Source organism: Cryobacterium sp. SO1, assembly GCF_004210215.2.
GTDB lineage: Bacteria > Actinomycetota > Actinomycetes > Actinomycetales > Microbacteriaceae > Cryobacterium.
The window spans coordinates 51,345-68,343 of the sequence record NZ_CP067394.1 but is presented as its reverse complement, the minus strand read 5'-3'; the positions used below and the strand labels follow the sequence as shown (position 1 = coordinate 68,343).

The 16,999-nt window shown below is 71.5% G+C and carries 14 protein-coding genes; 7 read left to right on the top strand and 7 right to left on the bottom strand.

The window, feature by feature from the left end:
* Positions 1-21: 21 nt before the first annotated feature.
* Positions 22-768 carry a FadR/GntR family transcriptional regulator gene (locus BJQ95_RS00310; RefSeq protein ID WP_165384929.1) on the bottom strand — a complete coding sequence of 249 codons (747 nt, stop codon included), beginning with the start codon at positions 766-768 and terminating at the stop codon, positions 22-24.
* A 248-nt stretch (positions 769-1,016) separates the two neighbouring features.
* Here BJQ95_RS00310 and BJQ95_RS00305 point away from each other — a divergent pair, with 248 nt between their 5' ends.
* Positions 1,017-2,411, top strand: coding sequence for a GntP family permease (locus BJQ95_RS00305; protein ID WP_130177817.1), 1,395 nt, complete (start codon positions 1,017-1,019; stop codon positions 2,409-2,411).
* A gap of 35 nt (positions 2,412-2,446) precedes the next feature.
* Positions 2,447-2,992, top strand: coding sequence for a gluconokinase (locus tag BJQ95_RS00300; RefSeq protein WP_130177830.1), 546 nt, complete (start codon positions 2,447-2,449; stop codon positions 2,990-2,992).
* Between the two features lie 245 nt (positions 2,993-3,237).
* On the opposite strand, the gene BJQ95_RS00295 is transcribed toward BJQ95_RS00300, so the two are convergent.
* Together BJQ95_RS00295 and BJQ95_RS00290 are read right to left on the bottom strand one after the other, a co-directional pair.
* Entirely contained in the window at positions 3,238-3,867 is a 630-nt protein-coding gene (locus BJQ95_RS00295; RefSeq protein WP_130178012.1) for a hypothetical protein, read from the bottom strand.
* Between the two features lie 194 nt (positions 3,868-4,061).
* Complete coding sequence (locus tag BJQ95_RS00290; protein WP_130178011.1) at positions 4,062-4,577, bottom strand: DUF664 domain-containing protein; 516 nt, start codon at positions 4,575-4,577, stop codon at positions 4,062-4,064.
* A 206-nt stretch (positions 4,578-4,783) separates the two neighbouring features.
* Here BJQ95_RS00290 and hutH point away from each other — a divergent pair, with 206 nt between their 5' ends.
* The 5 genes from hutH to hutI all read left to right on the top strand — a co-directional run bounded on the left by hutH (position 4,784) and on the right by hutI (position 12,204).
* Positions 4,784-6,364, top strand: a complete 1,581-nt coding sequence (gene hutH, locus BJQ95_RS00285) for a histidine ammonia-lyase (RefSeq protein WP_130178010.1) — start codon at positions 4,784-4,786, stop codon at positions 6,362-6,364.
* Between the two features lie 46 nt (positions 6,365-6,410).
* On the top strand, positions 6,411-8,207 hold the full coding sequence (hutU, locus tag BJQ95_RS00280; RefSeq protein ID WP_130178009.1) for a urocanate hydratase: 1,797 nt from the start codon (positions 6,411-6,413) through the stop codon (positions 8,205-8,207).
* Positions 8,200-9,408 (top strand): allantoate amidohydrolase, encoded by a 1,209-nt coding sequence (locus BJQ95_RS00275; RefSeq protein ID WP_130178008.1) that lies wholly within the window; start codon positions 8,200-8,202, stop codon positions 9,406-9,408. The genes hutU and BJQ95_RS00275 overlap by 8 nt, the downstream gene beginning before the upstream one ends.
* Entirely contained in the window at positions 9,405-10,856 is a 1,452-nt protein-coding gene (locus BJQ95_RS00270) for a formimidoylglutamate deiminase (RefSeq protein ID WP_256041476.1), read from the top strand. Before BJQ95_RS00275 ends, BJQ95_RS00270 begins: the two co-directional genes overlap by 4 nt.
* A 148-nt stretch (positions 10,857-11,004) precedes the next feature.
* Positions 11,005-12,204, top strand: a complete 1,200-nt coding sequence (gene hutI, locus BJQ95_RS00265; RefSeq protein WP_130177704.1) for an imidazolonepropionase — start codon at positions 11,005-11,007, stop codon at positions 12,202-12,204.
* 38 nt (positions 12,205-12,242) lie between these two features.
* Here hutI and BJQ95_RS00260 read toward each other — a convergent pair whose 3' ends face one another.
* The 4 genes from BJQ95_RS00260 to BJQ95_RS00245 all read right to left on the bottom strand — a co-directional run bounded on the left by BJQ95_RS00260 (position 12,243) and on the right by BJQ95_RS00245 (position 16,984).
* A complete protein-coding gene (locus BJQ95_RS00260) occupies positions 12,243-13,790 on the bottom strand; it encodes a Mur ligase family protein (protein ID WP_240694736.1) in 1,548 nt (515 codons plus the stop codon).
* Positions 13,791-13,957: 167 nt separating this feature from the next.
* Positions 13,958-14,809, bottom strand: coding sequence for an ABC transporter permease (locus BJQ95_RS00255; protein ID WP_130177703.1), 852 nt, complete (start codon positions 14,807-14,809; stop codon positions 13,958-13,960).
* Positions 14,810-14,843: 34 nt separating this feature from the next.
* A complete protein-coding gene (locus BJQ95_RS00250) occupies positions 14,844-15,920 on the bottom strand; it encodes an ABC transporter ATP-binding protein (RefSeq protein ID WP_240694735.1) in 1,077 nt (358 codons plus the stop codon).
* On the bottom strand, positions 15,917-16,984 hold the full coding sequence (locus tag BJQ95_RS00245) for a sigma-E factor regulatory protein RseB domain-containing protein (protein WP_205750112.1): 1,068 nt from the start codon (positions 16,982-16,984) through the stop codon (positions 15,917-15,919). Before BJQ95_RS00245 ends, BJQ95_RS00250 begins: the two co-directional genes overlap by 4 nt.
* Positions 16,985-16,999: the final 15 nt, after the last annotated feature.

The window sequence follows — 16,999 nt, the reverse complement described above, 5'->3', positions numbered from 1 at the left end:
GCGCCAGCGCCGCTTCGCAGGTTAGCCTGCGCTGCTGGTCGCGTCGGCCGACTCCTGCACGAACTCGGTGAGGGTGGCCTCGATGGTGGCATACGCCGAGGCGTACGCGGCATCCTCGTCGCCCGCCACGATGGCCTCGGCCAGGTCGTTGTGCCGATGCGCGGATGCCGGGGTGTAGTCGGTGATCGTGAAGCGCTTCTCCTGCTCCCGGGTGCGCAACAGGGCGGCCACGGTGCTCGCGAAGTGGCCCATCACGGCGTTGCCGGCGCCTTGCAGGATCAGGGTGTGGAACTCGACATCGGCCTCAAGGTAGCGCCGGCCGTCCTGGGCTCGGTCGGCCTGCACCATGGCGGCTGCGGCCTTGGCCACGGCCTCCCGTTCCTCGGCGGTCATCAGGCGGGCGCTCAGCCGCGCGGCCACGGGTTCGATGCCCAGGCGCAGCTCGAGCATCTCGCGCATCTGGGCGAAGTAGTCGCCCTGGCCGCGCCACTGGATGATCTGGGGGCTGAACAGGTCCCACGACCGCCTGGCCAGCACCTGGGTGCCCACCCGCTGGCGCGGCTCCACCATGCCCACCGACTGCAACACCCGCAGGGCCTCCCGCAGCACGGAGCGCGACACGGCAAAGCGTTCGCTCAGCCGGTCGAGATTGAGGATGTCGCCGGGCGCATACGTGCCGTCGACGATCTCCTGACCGAGCGCGTTCACCACCCGTGCGTGCAATCCCCGGTCCCGCCAGGTTTCGCCGCCCACTGCAGTCACTTTCACACCCTCACTCCCTCGGGGCGACCCCGTCGCACCGATCCGCTTCAACCGGCGTCGTCGCGGGCCGCCGTTTCGGTGTTGTTGACCACATCACCGTTGTTGTGTAACACTTCATAAATCCGATTAATCAGATTAATCAGATTACGTACTTCCTCCTTCACTATGCCGCATCCCGCGCCGTGAGGGGGACCTGCGTGCTCACCACATGACGAAGAGGTCGCAGGGACGCGACCTCGGAACGGATTCTCGAGATGAATGTGACCCGCGCGATTCAGGCAGTGGAACCAGTGGTTCCCGCCGGCAGCACTCTCCAACTCATCCTCGCGGCGACCATCGGCGTCGCCGTGATCATCGTGCTGATCACGTGGCTCAAGGTACATCCCTTCCTGGCTCTCTCCATCGGCGCCGTCGGCGTGGGTGTGGGCGCCGGCATGGCCCCCAACGCCGCGGTCACCAGCTTCGGCGCCGGCTTCGGCTCCACCATGGCCGGCGTGGGTGTGCTGGTGGGCTTCGGCGCCATGTTCGGCAAGCTGCTGGCCGACTCCGGCGGAGCCGACCGCATCGTCGACGCACTCGTGAGCCGCTCCAGCGTGCGCACCTTGCCGTGGACCATGGCGCTCATCGGTGGCCTGATCGGCCTGCCGATGTTCTTCGAGGTCGGCCTGGTGCTGCTCATCCCCGTCATCATCCTCGTCGCCCGGCGCAGTGGCCAGTCGCTCATCCGCATCGCCATCCCGGCCCTGGCCGGCCTGTCCGTCATGCACGGCCTGGTGCCGCCGCATCCCGGCCCTCTCGTGGCCGTCACCACCCTGAACGCAAACCTCGGCCTCACCCTGGCCATCGGCGTGCTCATCGCCATCCCCACCGTGATCATCGCCGGCCCGCTGTTCAGCAAGTTCGCGGCCCGCTGGGTCAAGGTGCCGGTACCCGAAATGTTCATCACCGCCGCCGACCAGGGCCTCGAGGAGAACATCAAGCGGCCGAGCTTCATCGCCACCGTCTCGGGCATCCTGCTGCCGGTCGTGCTGATGCTCGCCCGCTCGATCGCCGACGCCATCAACCCCGGCTCCACCGACCCGCTCAACGCCACCCTGGACTTCCTCGGCACCCCGATGATCGCGCTGGGGATCGCCGTGCTCTACGCCATGATCGTCTTCGGTCGTGGTGGCGGCATGGACCGTGCCGCCGTGTCGAAGTCGCTCGCCGACTCGCTGCCCCCGATCGCCGGCATCCTGCTCATCGTCGGCGCCGGCGGTGGCTTCAAGCAGGTGCTCATCGACACCGGAATCGGCACCGTCATCGCCGACGCCGTCAACGGCTCGAGCGTCTCGGTACTGCTGCTGGCGTGGGTCGTTTCCGCGCTGGTGCGCGTGGCCACCGGGTCGGCCACCGTCGCCACCGTGACGGCCGCGGGCATCCTCGCGCCGGTCGCCGCCAGCCTCGGCGCCACGGATGTCTCGCTCATGGTTCTGGCCATCGGCGCCGGTTCGCTGTTCCTCTCGCACGTCAACGACGCGGGCTTCTGGCTGGTGAAGGAGTACCTCGGCACCAGCGTTCCGCAGACCCTGAAGACCTGGACGGTCATGGAGTGCCTCATCTCCATCACCGGCCTGGCCGGGGTCCTCCTCCTGAACGTGGTGATCTAGCCGTGTTCGAGAATCAGCAACCCGTGCTCGTGATCATGGGCATCTCCGGCTCCGGCAAGTCCACCGTGGCGGGCATCCTCGCCGGCCAGCTCGGCTGGGACCTCGAAGAGGGCGACGACCTGCACCCGCAAGAGAACATCGACAAGATGTCCTCCGGTCAGCCTCTCAACGATGAAGACCGCGCGCCGTGGCTCGACACCATCTCCTCGTGGATCATCGAGCACACCATGGCGGGCGTGCCCGGCATCATCACCTGCTCGGCGCTCAAGCGTCGCTACCGGGACGTGCTGCGCGAGCACAACGTGACCTTCGTGCACCTGACCGGCTCGAAAGACCTGATCGGACGGCGGCTGGCCACCCGGCACGACCACTACATGCCCACCTCGCTGCTGGACTCGCAGGTGGATGCGCTCGAGCCGCCGGAGCCCGACGAGAACGCGATCACGATCCACGCCGGCCGGAAGCCCGCCGAGGAGGCCGCCGAGATCGTGCGCCGCCTGGGTCTCACGCCGAGCCCCGGCTCCTCGGCCCTGGGCGCCCGCGACCCCGGCCAGTCCTCGGTAGCCCGCCCCACTCCCTAGCCCCGCCCGACACCCCACTGTTCCAGACTCGCCCATCCGCCACCCAGACTCGCCCATTCTCGATAGTCCTGGCGCTGCCTCACCAGCCAAAGTGGGCGACTCTGGTCTGCGCCAGCCAGCCCCCCGCACACAGAAACCCAGACTCGCCCTTTTTAGCTGGTTCGCGGCCCTCCCGCACTAGCGAGAATGGGCGACTCTGGTCTGCGCCAGCCAGGGCGGGTGTGGCCTGTGGCCGGGAGCGATCGTCAAGACAACTCTGGATGCCGGGGCGGCAGGGCGTGGCGCTGGCCGGCGGCGTGGAGCTTGAGGTTCTTCGCTTCCCAGTCGCCCAGCGCCTGGCGCACCGGACCCAGGGCACGGGTCTCGGGGCAGGCGGCGACCGAGTTGCCGCATCCGCAGCGTTGCGGGTCGGCCGGGGTCACGGTGTGCAGCCGGCCGATCTGCCAGAGCACGGCCATCGCGGCATCCGTGCGGCGCTGGCCCAGCTCGGCCTTGCGCTCGGCACGCTTGAGCACCTCGGTCTCGAGCAGGCCACGCAGCCCGGCGTCGGGGCCGCGGTCGAAGCGGCCGGCCACGATGCCGGTCAACTCGGCGACCTGGGCGTCCAGTGCGGTGATCTCGGCGTCACGCTCGGCGATGGTGGCGGTGCTCGTGGCCTCGAGCTCGTGCAGGGTCTCCTGCTGCGCGGCGAACTGCCCGAGCCAGAGCTTGATGTGGTCGGTGTCGCGCTGCTCGGCCTTCTCTGCACCGAGGTGACGCAGGCAGTGCGTGCAGACCACCTGATCGGTCGCCGAGGTGAAGTGGAACGGCTGCAGCGACTGGCAGCAGAAGCACTGTGCCAGCACATTGACATACAGCGGATACGAGTGGGCCACAGGCTCTCCAGGGTCGAGGTACTGCCCCGAGCCTAGCCGGGCGTCGGTCGCGCGAGCCCGCCCCGCCCGTGGCTCTCGCCCGGACCGCCCGCTCGCGAGAGCGGGGCAACGGTCACCACAGCGCACCGAGGCAACCACACGGCCGCTTTCGCGGAACGTGGACCCGATTACGTGCCGGCCATGTCCGAGGCGGCTCAGTGCGGGCCGGCCCGTATCGCCAGCCCGCGCACGAACGCGGCCTGGCCGGCGTGCTCGAGGTCGTCGCCGATCACGCTGACCAGCCGCACGGCCACGGTCACCGGCGGCGTCCAGCGGGTGTCGACCACGCGGCTGAAGTCGTCCTCGCGCAGCGTGCCCAGGTACGCGATCGTGCGCTCGTGCACCGCGTCGAAGTAGCCGCGCAGCAGGTCGGCGCCGGCCCGCACGGCCGCGACCTCGCCGGCGCTCTGCCGGTACCCCGTGGCACCGGCGGCGAAGGGAAGATTGAAGCGTTTCTGCCAGCCTCCGGCCGTCCAGACCTGCGGCTCGTCCATGAGGTCGGAGACATGGTCGTCCTGTACGCGGGTGAGGTGCCAGACCAGCCAGGCGATGGTGTTGGCCTCTGGGTCGACACGGAACTCGAGCAGATCGGACCCGGCGCCGACCAGCACGGCGTGCACCGCCTCCTGCACCCGGCCGAAGGCATCCGTCATCAGGTCGGTTGAGAGCATTCGGTACCTCCAGTGTCGAGGCGGCCAAACCCGCCACCGTCCGCCCACCCTAACCCCGCCTGCTCCTCCAATTCTTCCCGATTCGGGCCAAAATTGCAGGAGTTGTGCACGCGGGTCGAAGGCGATGGCGGCGTGTGTCTCGTATACGAGACACGAACCGGGAGAAAGCCGCTGCGGCGGAGGCCGTGCAGGAGTCAGATAGGAGCATGCACACCGCCGACACCGTCCCGCCCACCGTCAGAACCGCTCCGGCCCCCGTCACCGTGGGCACCGGCCCGGTCTCGGTGGCGGATGTCGTCGCCGTCGCCCGCCACGACGCCCCGGTGCACCTCGGCGAGGACGCCCGCGCCGCCGTGGCCGCCAGCCGCGCCACCATCGAGGTGCTCGCCACCGACGCGGCCCCGCACTACGGCATCTCCACCGGGTTCGGCGCCCTGGCCACCACCTTCATCACGTCGGCCGACCGCACCCGGCTGCAGCAGAGCCTGGTGCGCTCGCACGCGGCCGGTTCCGGCGCCGAGGTGGAGCGGGAGACCGTGCGCGCGCTGATGCTGCTGCGCCTATCCACCCTGCTCACCGGCCGCACCGGCATCCGCCTGTCGACCGCCGAGGCCTATGCCGGCCTGCTCAACGCCGGCATCACGCCGATCGTGCGCGAGTACGGCTCGCTCGGCTGCTCGGGCGACCTGGCCCCGCTGGCCCACTGCGCCCTGGCGCTGATGGGCGAGGGCACCGTGCGCGATGCCGCCGGCACCGAGCTGTCCGCTGCAGACGCCCTGGCGGCCGCCGGCCTCGAACCGGTGCTGCTGGCCGAGAAGGAGGGCCTTGCCCTCATCAACGGCACCGACGGCATGCTCGGCCAGCTCAGCCTGGCCCTGCACGACCTGCACACCCTGCTCGCCACCGCCGACATCGCCGCCGCGATGAGCATCGAGGCACTGCTCGGCACGGATGCCACCTTCGCCGCCGACCTCGCCGGCCTCCGCCCACAGCTGGGCCAGCAGGCCTCCGCCGCCAACCTCCGCCACCTGCTCGCCGGCTCCCCCATCGTGGCCAGCCACAAGACCCCGGAATGCACCCGGGTGCAGGACGCCTACTCGCTGCGCTGCGCCCCGCAGGTGCACGGCGCCGCCCGCGACACGATAGACCACGCGAGCCGTATCGCCGAGCGTGAGCTGGCCAGCGCCATCGACAATCCCGTCGTCACGATCAACGGCCGCGTCGAATCCAACGGCAACTGCCACGGCGCCCCGGTCGCCTACGTGCTCGACTTCCTCGCCATCGCCGTGGCCGACGTCGCGAGCATGTCCGAGCGCCGCACCGACCGGATGCTCGACCCGGCCCGCAGCAACGGCCTGCCCGCGTTCCTCGCCCACGATGTGGGGGTCGACTCCGGCCTGATGATCGCCCAGTACACCGCCGCGGGCATCGTCTCCGAGCTCAAGCGCCTCGCGGTGCCCGCCTCGGTCGACTCGATCCCGTCCTCGGCCATGCAGGAGGACCACGTTTCGATGGGCTGGCACGCCGCCCGCAAGCTCCGCACCGGCATCGACGGCCTCGCCCGGGTGCTCGGCATCGAGGTCATGACCGCCGGCCGTGCCCTCGACCTGCGCGCACCCCTGAAGCCCGGCCCCGCCACCGGCGCGGTGCTCGCCGAGGTGCGACGCGAGGTCGCCGGTCCCGGCCCCGACCGGTTCCTCTCCCCCGAGATCGAGTCCGTCGCCGCCTCCGTGCGGAGCGGCGCCGTGCTCGCCGCCGCCCAGAGCGCCACCGGCGCGCTGTACTGATCCGCCACGCACTGACCCGCCACGCTCTCGAGAAAGCAGCCCGCTCATGACCGACCTGCCCGAGACCAGCCCGACCGGCACCAACACCCCGCCGACGGATGCGCCGCCCACCGATCCGCATCCGCCGCGCGTGGTGCGCGCCGCCCGCGGCACCACCCTCACGGCGAAGAGCTGGCAGACCGAGGGCCCGCTGCGGATGCTGATGAACAACCTCGACCCCGACGTCGCCGAGCACCCGGAGAAGCTCGTGGTCTACGGCGGTACCGGCAAGGCCGCCCGTAACTGGGCGGCCTACGACGCGATCGTGCGCACCCTCACCACGCTCGAGAAGGACGAAACCCTGCTCGTGCAGTCCGGCAAGCCGGTGGGTGTGTTCCGCACCCACGAGTGGGCTCCCCGGGTGCTGATCGCCAACTCCAACCTCGTCGGCGACTGGGCCACCTGGCCGGAGTTCCGCAAGCTCGAGGCCCTCGGCCTCACCATGTACGGCCAGATGACCGCCGGCTCCTGGATCTACATCGGCACCCAGGGCATCCTGCAGGGCACCTACGAGACCTTCGCCGCCGTGGCCGCCAAGCTCGCCGCCCGAAAGGACGGGAAATACAAGCACAGTAACGGCACCCTGGCCGGCACCCTCACCCTCACCGGCGGCGCCGGCGGCATGGGCGGCGCCCAGCCCATGGCGGTCACCCTCAACGAGGGTGTTGTGCTCATCGTCGACGTCGACCCGTCCCGCCTGGCCCGCCGGGTCGAACACGGCTACCTCGACGAGATGACCGACGACCTCGACGACGCCCTCGCCCGGGTGCTCACCGCCAAGGCCGAGCGCCGGCCGCTGTCGGTGGGCCTGGTGGGCAACGCCGCCACGGTCTTCGCCGAGCTCTTCGCCCGGGAGGTGCCCATCGACATCGTCACCGACCAGACCAGCGCCCACGACCCGCTCGCCTACCTGCCCGAGGGCGTCACGGTGGCCGAGTGGCACGCCTACGCGGCCGAGAAGCCTGAGGAGTTCACCGACCGGGCCCGCGCCTCGATGGCCAAGCAGGTGCAGGCCATGGTCGACTTCCAGATGTACGGCGCCGAGGTCTTCGACTACGGCAACTCCATCCGCGCCGAGGCGCTGCTCGGCGGCTGCGAGCGGGCGTTCGACTTCCCCGGCTTCGTGCCGGCCTATATCCGGCCGCTCTTCGCCGAGGGCAAGGGCCCGTTCCGCTGGGCCGCGCTCTCCGGTGACCCGGCCGACATCGCCGCCACCGACAGAGCCATCGTCGAACTCTTCCCTCACGACGAACACCTGCGCCGCTGGATCACCGCGGCCGGCGAGAAGGTGCCCTTCGAGGGCCTGCCCGCCCGCATCTGCTGGCTCGGCTACCAGGAACGCCACCTCGCCGGGCTCACATTCAATCAGATGGTCGCCTCCGGCGAGCTGTCCGCCCCGATCGTGATCGGCCGCGACCACCTCGACTCCGGATCGGTGGCCTCGCCCTACCGCGAGACCGAGGGCATGAAAGACGGCTCGGATGCCATCGCCGACTGGCCGCTGCTGAACGCGCTGCTGAACACCGCGTCCGGCGCCACCTGGGTGTCGATCCACCACGGCGGCGGGGTCGGCATCGGCCGCAGCATCCACGCCGGCCAGGTGATAGTCGCTGACGGCACGCAGCTGGCCGCCGAGAAGATCTCCCGGGTGCTCGTCAACGACCCCGGCACCGGAGTGATGCGCCACGTTGACGCCGGCTACGAACGCGCCGAAGAGGTGGCCCGCGAGCGTGGCCTGCGGGTGCCGATGTGGGAGACCGATACCGCTGCCGGTACGACAGTCACGGATGCGCCCGATGCCTGACCTCGTCGCTCACGGCGTGCTCGCCGGTCTCGACGAGATCGCCGACACCGGTCGCGACCGGCGCGCCGGCGGCTACTCCCGGCACCTCTGGCAGAGCGCCGACCTCGAACTGCGGGCCTGGTTCACCGAACGCGCCGAGCGCCTCGGACTGAACGTGGAGGTGGACCGCAACGGCAACACCTGGGCCTGGTGGGGCGCACCGGGGTCGGATGCCGTGGTGGTCGGCAGCCACCTCGACTCCGTGCCCGGCGGCGGCGCCTACGACGGGCCGCTCGGCGTGGTCTCCGCGCTCGAGGCCGTCGCCCGGCTGCAGGCCGCCGGCTTCACGCCCGGCCGGCCCTGCGCGGTCCTGGTCTTCGCCGAGGAGGAGGGTTCCCGCTTCGGCGTGGCCTGCCTCGGCTCCCGGTTGCTCTCCGGTGCCATCGACGCCAACCGGGCCCGCGCCCTCACCGACCGGGCCGGCATCACCCTCGGCGAGGCCGCGGCGACGGCCGGCCTCGACCCCGCGCACCTGGGCCGGGACCAGGAGTCCCTGGACCGCATCGGTATATTCCTCGAACTGCATGTGGAACAGGGCCGGGGACTGATCGATCTCCGTGAGCCCCTCGCGGTGGCCTCGTCGATCCTCGCGCACGGCCGCTGGCGGCTGAGCTTCACCGGGCAGGGCAACCACGCCGGCGCCACCCCGATGACCGACCGGCGTGACCCGATGGTCGCCGCCGCGCACGCCATCGTGTCCGTGCAGCAGGCGGCCCTGGCCAGCCCCGGGTCCCGCGCCACGGTGGGACGCATCGAGGCCGTGCCCGGCGGCACCAACGTGATCCCCTCCGTCGTGCACGCCTGGCTGGATGCGCGCGCCGAGACCGACGCCCAGGCCCGCGCCGTGGTGGCCGAGATCACCGCACGGGTGCAGGCGCCGCACGCCGGCTGCTCCACCTCCGTGGTGGAGGACTCCTGGACGAGCACCGTCACCTTCGACCCCGAGTTGGCCGCCCGGCTCGTCCGCACGCTCGGCGGGCTGCCCGCGCTGGCCGCTGGCGCCGGCCACGATGCGGGGGTGCTCGCTGCCCGCGTGCCCACCGCGATGCTGTTCGTGCGCAACCCCACCGGCATCTCGCACTCGCCCGACGAGTTCGCCACCCTCGAGGACTGCGTCGCCGGCGTCGAGGCCCTGGACACCCTGCTGCGGGAGCTGCTGTGACCGCGGCACCGCTGGCGACCTACTGGTGCGAGTCGCTGCTGGTCGACGGCGTCGTCACCGCCGGCGTACGCCTCAGCATCGGCGCCGACGGTCGGATCTCCGGCCGTGCAGACGATGTTCCCGCCGAGCCCGGCGACATCCGCCTCGGCACCGTGCTGCCCGGCCTCGCGAACGCGCATTCGCACGCGTTCCACCGGGCCCTCCGCGGCCGCACCCACGACCAGGGTGGCGACTTCTGGCGCTGGCGGGAGTCGATGTACGCCGTCGCCCGGGCGCTCACTCCCGAGCGCTACCTGCTGATGGCCCGGGCGGTCTTCGCCGAGATGCTCGTCAGCGGCTACACCGCCGTGGGCGAGTTCCACTACCTGCACCACAAGGCCGACGGCACCCGCTATCCGCAGGCGCACGCCATGGAGCTCGCTCTGGCGACGGCAGCCCGCGAGGTGGGCATCCGCCTGGCGCTGCTGGACACCAGCTACCTGGCCGGCGGCCTCGACACCCCGCTGCGCCCCGAGCAACAGGGCTTCAGCGACGGGTCGGCGGCCGGCTGGCTGGCGCGGTGGGCGCGGCTGCGCGAGACCCTCGCAGCGGATGCCGCGGGCCGGCCGAACGAGCCGGCCCTGGTCACCCTCGGCGCCGCACTGCACTCGGTGCGGGCCGTGCCGCGTGACGCCATGCGGCAGATCCTGGCCGGGCTGCCGGCGGAGGTGCCGCTGCACATCCACCTCTCCGAGCACCCGCAGGAGAACGCCGACTGCCTGGCAGTGCATCGGGTCACCCCGACGGGGCTTCTCTACGGCCTCGGAGCCCTCACCCCGCGGCTGAGCGTCGTGCACGCCAGCCACCTCAGCGACGACGACCTCCGGATGCTCGGCCGCACCGGTGTCACCGTGGCGATGTGCCCGAGCACCGAGGCCGACCTCGGCGACGGCATCGGCCGGGCCAGGGAGCTGGCCGCCGCGGGCAGCCCGATCGCCCTGGGCTCCGATCAGAACGCAGTCATCGACCCGTTCCTGGAGATGCGCGGCCTGGAGATGGGCGAGCGCCTGGCCTCCGGCAGCCGCGGCCGGTTCACCCCCGCGGCGCTGCTGCGGGCCGCCGGCGCCGACGGTTACGCCGCGCTGGGCCTCGGCCCGGCACGCCTGGCGCCCGGTGACCCGGCCGACCTCGTCGAGGTCGACGCCCACAGCATCCGCACCATGGGCGCCCGGCCCGACCAACTGGTGCTCGCCGCCACGGCGGCCGACGTGCGGCGGGTGATCGTGGCCGGCCGCCTCGTGGCCGACACCGGCCGGCTCGTGGGGACCGCCGCCGCCGCGCTTGCACCCCGCGGCTCGCCCGCCGCGCTCCTCCGCGACGCGCTCGACACCCGCGGCACCCCCGACACCCCCGACGCCCGCCGGCCCGCCGACCCCACCCCGTCCGCCGAAGCCCCGAGTCCAGCATGACCGCACCCGCCCGGCTCTACTGTTCCGCGTGCGGACAATTGTGGCCGGCACACCGGGCACAATTGTCCGGAACGGGAACAGTTAGGTCTAGCCGCACCCCGCCCGTCCCGACTGCACCCACCGTTGTCCCCGACCGGAAGGCCCCACGATGACCGCTGAACTGCTCACCGGGATCGCCGAGCTCACCACACAGGCCGCCGAATCCAGCCACGACGACGACCGACTGCTGGGTGCCGCACTCGTGATCGAGAACGGCCGCATCGCCTGGCTCGGGCCGGCCGCCGAAGCGCCCGCCGCCGACAGCGTCGTGGATGTGCACGGGCGAGCGGTGCTGCCGGGCTGGGTCGACACCCACAGCCACCTGGTTTTCGCGGGCGACCGGGCCGCCGAGTTCGAGGCCCGGATGGCCGGACAGAGATATGCCGCCGGCGGAATAGTCAGCACGATGCTGGCGACCAGGGCAGCGAACGAGGCCGACCTCGTCGCCAACGCCCGCTGCCTCCGCCGGGAGGCCGAGGCGCAGGGCACCACGTTCCTGGAGACCAAGACCGGCTACGGCCTCGACCTGGCCGGCGAGCTCCGCAGCGCCAGGGCGGCCGCCGAGGTCGCCGATGTGGTCAGTTTCCTCGGCGCCCACGTGGTGCCGCCGGGGATCGACCGGCGGGACTACCTCGACCTGGTGACCGGCCCGATGCTGGCCTCCGTGGCCCCGTACGTGGACTTCGTCGACGCCTTCTGCGAGACTGGCGCGTTCGACGTCGAGGAGTGCCGGGAGGTGCTGCTGGCCGGCCGGGCCGCCGGGCTGGGCCTGCGTCTGCACGGCAACCAGCTCGGCTTCAGCGGTGGCGTGCGCCTCGCCGCGGAGTTGGGCTGCGCCAGCGTGGACCACTGCAACCACCTGGACGACGCCGACATCGACGCCCTGGCCGGCTCGAACACCGTGGCCACCCTGCTGCCGGCCTGCGACCTGTCCACCAGGGCACCGTTCCCGCCCGCCCGCCGGTTGCTCGACGCCGGCGCGCACATCGCCCTGGCCAGCAACTGCAACCCCGGCACGTCGTACACGACGTCGATGCCATTCTGCGTGGCGACGGCGGTGCTGCAGATGGGCCTCACCGTGCGGGAGGCGATCTGGGCGGCCACCCGCGGCGCGGCTCGGGCGGTCGGCCGTGAGCACGGGCCGGATGCCGTCGGCTCGCTCCGGATCGGCGGCCGGGCCGATCTGCAGGTGCTCGACGCCCCCTCGGTGGCGCATCTGGCCTACCGGCCGGGCATGCAGCTCTGCGTGGCCACCTGGACCGAGGGTGCCCGCGCCCGCCCTCTCGCGAACCGTGACTTAAGCACCTAAAACCCAGCGTTTGAGGTGCTTAGCTCACAGTTCGCGGGCTAGGAGACCGGCCAGCCGTGTCGGGCGAGGGCGTCCCGGGCCAGCTCGCGGGCCGAGTACGGCGTGCGCACACCGCGGATGTCGCGGTAGTCCTGGTGGCCGGGTCCGGCCCAGAGGATGGCGTCGCCGTCCCGGGCCAGGTCGACGGCGTAGTCGATCGCGGCCTCCGGCGGGGAGACCTCCACGATCTGCTTGTTGGGGAAGGCCTCCCTGGCGGCGTCCACGAGCATCCGGCGGATGCTGGCCGGGTCTTCGAAACGGGGGTGGTGGTCGGTGATGACCACGATGTCGGAGCCGGCCGCGGCGACGCGGGCCATTTCGGGGCGCTTGACCGGGTCGCGGTCGCCGTCGGCGCCGAAGAGCATGATGACCCGGCCGGGGGTGACGGCCTTGACCGCCCGCAGGGTCTTCTCGAAGGCGTCGGAGCTGTGGCCGAAGTCCACGTACACTCGCGGTCCGGTCGGACCGGAGACGCTCTCGGTGCGGCCCGGTATGTACACCTCGATGCCGTCCTGCAGCGCGGCCTGAACCCGGTCGGCGGCGTAGCCGGCCTCGATGGTCATCGCAACGGCGAGCCCGGCGTCGGCGACGAGGTGGTCACCCAGCAGCGCGACCGTCGTCTCGACGGAATCGCCGGCCCGGTTGTGCACGCGGAAGCGGGTGCCCTCCGGCAGTGCCTCGAGGATCTCCAGGCGCCAGTCCGGATCGGTCGCGGCATCCGCGGAAATCGACGCCACCGGGATCGTCGGCTCGGCCAGCAACTTCCGGCCCCAGGTGGTTTCCAGGCTCACGACGGCGGTGCGGGAGCGATCCGGCCGGAACAGGAGTTCCTTGGCGTCGAAGTAGTTCTCCATGGTGCCGTAGTCGTCGAGGTGGTCTATCGAGAGGTTGGTGAAGCCGGCGACGTCAAAGAGGATGCCGTCGACCCGGCCGTGGGTGAGGCCCTGGGCGCTCACTTCGAGCACCACGGCCTCCACGTGCTGTTCCTTCATGCGCGCGAGGAGCGCGTGCACGTCGGTGGCCTCCGGGGTGGTCAGGCGGGAGACGAAGACCTCACCGGCGATGTGGCGTTCGGCCGTGGTGGACAGCCCGGTGACCAGGCCCATCTGGCGCAGCACAGCCTCGAGCACGTACGCGGTGGTGGTCTTGCCGTTGGTACCGGTGATGCCGAAGATCGTGGGGGCGCCGTCGGCCGTGCCGTAGATGAAGGCGCTGAGCTCGCCCAGCCGGCCCCGCAGGTTGTCGCTCACGATGACGGGTACGCCGGCGGCGCGGGCGGCGGCCTCACCGTCAGCATCCGTGAGCACGGCCACCGCGCCGGCCTGCACGGCGCTGTCGGTGTACGCGGCGCCGTGGCCGTTCTTGCCGGGCAGGGCCACGAAGAGATCGCCCGGCTGCACGGACTGGGTGGACAGGGCGATGCCCGAGACGATCGTGCCCGCGTCAGCGAGGGCACTCGACGTGTCAGCCCGGCCCGCGATGTCCTCCAGGCGAACCTGCGGCGGGGTGCTCGGCCGCACAACGGGTGGGGTACTTTCGATTGCCAAAACAGACGCCTCCGGATTCACCCCCGAATGAGGGCACATTATTACCGTAAGCGCCCCTCCTGCAAGGGATCTGCGATAGCGGTCCGTTCGGCCACACTCATATGAACTGCATAGAAACCGACCCGCGGCCGGCTGTAGTGCGACGGCCCGGCCTGCCCGCCACCGGCTCAGCTCAGGATGTCCTTGGTGACGAACCTGCCGTACGCCAGCGCTCCGAAGACCAGCAGATAGCCGCCCTGCAGCAGCGCGTTCGCGCCGAAGGAGCTGAGGTCGACGGGCTGGCGCAGCAGGTCGGCGAAGTCGAGCCAGTAGTGGCTGAACAGCCACGGATGCAACCAGTCCAGTTGCGGCAGCGAATCAAGCACCTGCGCGACCACCGAGAGAACGATGGTGGCGGCCATCGCCCCGACGGGCACCACGGTGAGGGTGGAGAAGAACAGGCCGATGGCTGAGAGGCCGAGTAGTGACACGGTGACGTAGCCGGCGATGAGCAGGGCGCGCAGGAACGACTCGCCCAGGCTGATGGTGTCGCCGGAGAGCAGGGTCAGCGGCCCCACCGGGAACAGCGCCAGCCCGGCGAGCACCCCGGCGGTGACGACAGTGAGCGTGGCCGCCACGCAGAACACCGCCGCGCCGACGTACTTCACCACGAGCAGCCGGACCCGGCCGGCCGGGGCCACGAGCAGGTAGCGCAGGGTGCCCAGCCCGGCCTCGCCGGCGATGGTGTCGCCCGCGACCACACCGACGGTCAGGGGCAGGAACAGGGGGATCGACACGATCAGGCCGGTCACCGCGACGAACAGGCCGTTCTGGGTGACCTGGTCGAGAAACGGCGGACCGCGTCCGGGCGTGGGCTCCTGTGAGGAGAGCCGCACGGCGACGGCGATCAGCACCGGCACCGCGGCGAGCGCGAGCAACAGCGCCCAGGTGCGGCGGCGGCGGAAGAGCACAGTCAGTTCGGAGACCAGCAGCGCCCAGGCGCCGCCGGGCCGGGCGGTCGTCTCGGCTGCCGCTGCCACCGGGGATGCCGCTGGACGGCCATCAGAGGACGTCTTATCGGACAACGTCGAACCCCTCTCCGGTGAGCGCCACGAAGCGGTCCTCGAGGCTGGTGTCCTGCACCTCGAACCCGCGCACCCGCACCCCGCCCGCCACGAGCGCGGCGACGAGGTCCTCCTCCTCGAGCTGCCCACCTGCGGACCAGCCGCCCGGGTCTGCGGGGGCTCGTCCGCTGCGGGGCACGTCGATGGGGGCGCTCACCCAGTGGTCGGCGGATCGGTCGGCGGATCGGCCCGAGGATGCGGAGGCGCCCGGGAAGCTCTCGGTGCCGCGATCGTTCGGCGCGGGCTCCAGCTCGGCCATGAGGCCGGCGCCGGCCAGCACGCGGATGGCGGCCGCGGCATCCGGGGTGCGCACCCGCACTCTGGACTCACCGGCGCGCAACTCGTCGAGGGTGCCCTGGGCCACCAGGCGTCCGGCGCTCATGATCGCCGCGTGGGTACACATGTGCTCGACCTCGGCGAGCAGGTGGCTGGAGACAAAGACCGTGGTGCCCTCCCCGGCCAGCGACCGCACCAGGGCACGCACTTCTCGGGTGCCCTGCGGGTCGAGTCCGTTGGTCGGTTCGTCCAGCACCAGGAGCCGGCGCGGCATCAGCAGGGCGTTCGCGATGCCCAGGCGCTGCTTCATGCCCAGCGAGTACGCCGACACCTTCTTGCCCGCCGCGTTGGACAGGCCGACCCGTTCGAGCGCGCGGTCCACCCGGGCCCGGCGGTTGCGGGTAGGGGCCGCGCGGTCGGCGGAATCGAGTCGGCGCAGGTTCGCGGCGCCGGAGAGGAACGGATAGAACGCGGGGCCCTCCACCAGGGCGCCCACCTGGGGCAGCACCCGGGCGAGCCGGCCCGGCATCGGCTCCCCGAGCACTCTCACCTCACCGCTGGTGGCGGCGGCGAGGCCGAGCATCACCCGGATGCTGGTGGTCTTGCCCGAGCCGTTCGGCCCGAGGAATCCGAACACCGAGCCCATCGGCACCGCGAGGTCGATGGCATCGACGGCGGCCTGCTGGCCGAAGCGTTTGGTGAGGGCCCGGGTCTCGATCGCCAGGTCGGCGACCCGGGCGGCGACGCTCACTCCTGGGTTGCGGCGGCCAGCAGCCGCTCAACGGGAACGGACCCGGCGAAGACCCGGCCGTCGTCGGTGATCAGCACCGACACGAGGGTGGTGCTCAGTGCCCGGCCGCCGTCGACGGCGTCGGTGAGCTGGCTGTACAGGGGTGAGGCGGTGAGGTCGGCCAGGGCCGCGGCATCCTCGCCGGCCGGCATCGACACGACGGCGTCCCAGCCGGTGCCGACCACAGTCACACCGCTCCGGTCGGCCTCGGGATGGCCGGCGTCATCCTTCGTGGGCAGCGTCTCCTCTGAGACAGTTGCGCCGGCCGGCGGGGTGAAGGCGAACAGGTCGGCGGGTGGGGCCTCGAGGCTGAGCGAGGTGTAGGCCACGCTGATGGCCGGGTCGGTGGCTTCCCGCGCGGCAACCTGCACCCGGAGCGGCAGTCCGGTCCCGGAGTCCACCGCGATCGACACCGAGCCGACCAGGGTGTCGGCGCTGTCGGGGGTGAGCACGAGCTCATAGGCGGTGCGGCCGGCGACCTGGGTGTTCCCGGCCAGGGTCACGTCGGTGCTCGGGGTCACCTCGTCCAGAAAGGTCTGGGCCAGTTCGCTCGGTGTGTAACTCGCGCCGGCCTTCTCTGCGCCGGCGCCCGGGGCGGCATCGGCGGGCAGGGTGGTGTACACGGCGGTGTTGTCGGCGGAGTCGTAGAGCCAGACGTCGGAGCCGTTGCGAATCAGGTTGCGCTCGGACATGGTGTCCTGCACCTGCACCCGGCTCTGGTCGGCGCCGTTCTGGTAGACCCGCACGGTGCGACTGCCGGTGAGCAGGTCGAGGGCGTCGGCGAATTCGGCGGTGGCGGCATCCCCGGTGCTGGGGATCTCGGGCAGCCCCAGCTCCGAGGTCTGCTCGATGGTGCCGGAGAAGGTGTCGACGGTGCTGCCTGCGGCCAGTTCGAGCACCTCTTGCGGGGTCTTGTCCGGCAGGTCGACGGCCGCGCCGGCCTGCAGGGGAACCGCGAGGACCCCGGCGACGATCACGGCGGGAACCGCCACGGCGGGCATCCACTTCAGCCAGGTTCGGGACATGACGAGCAACCTCCA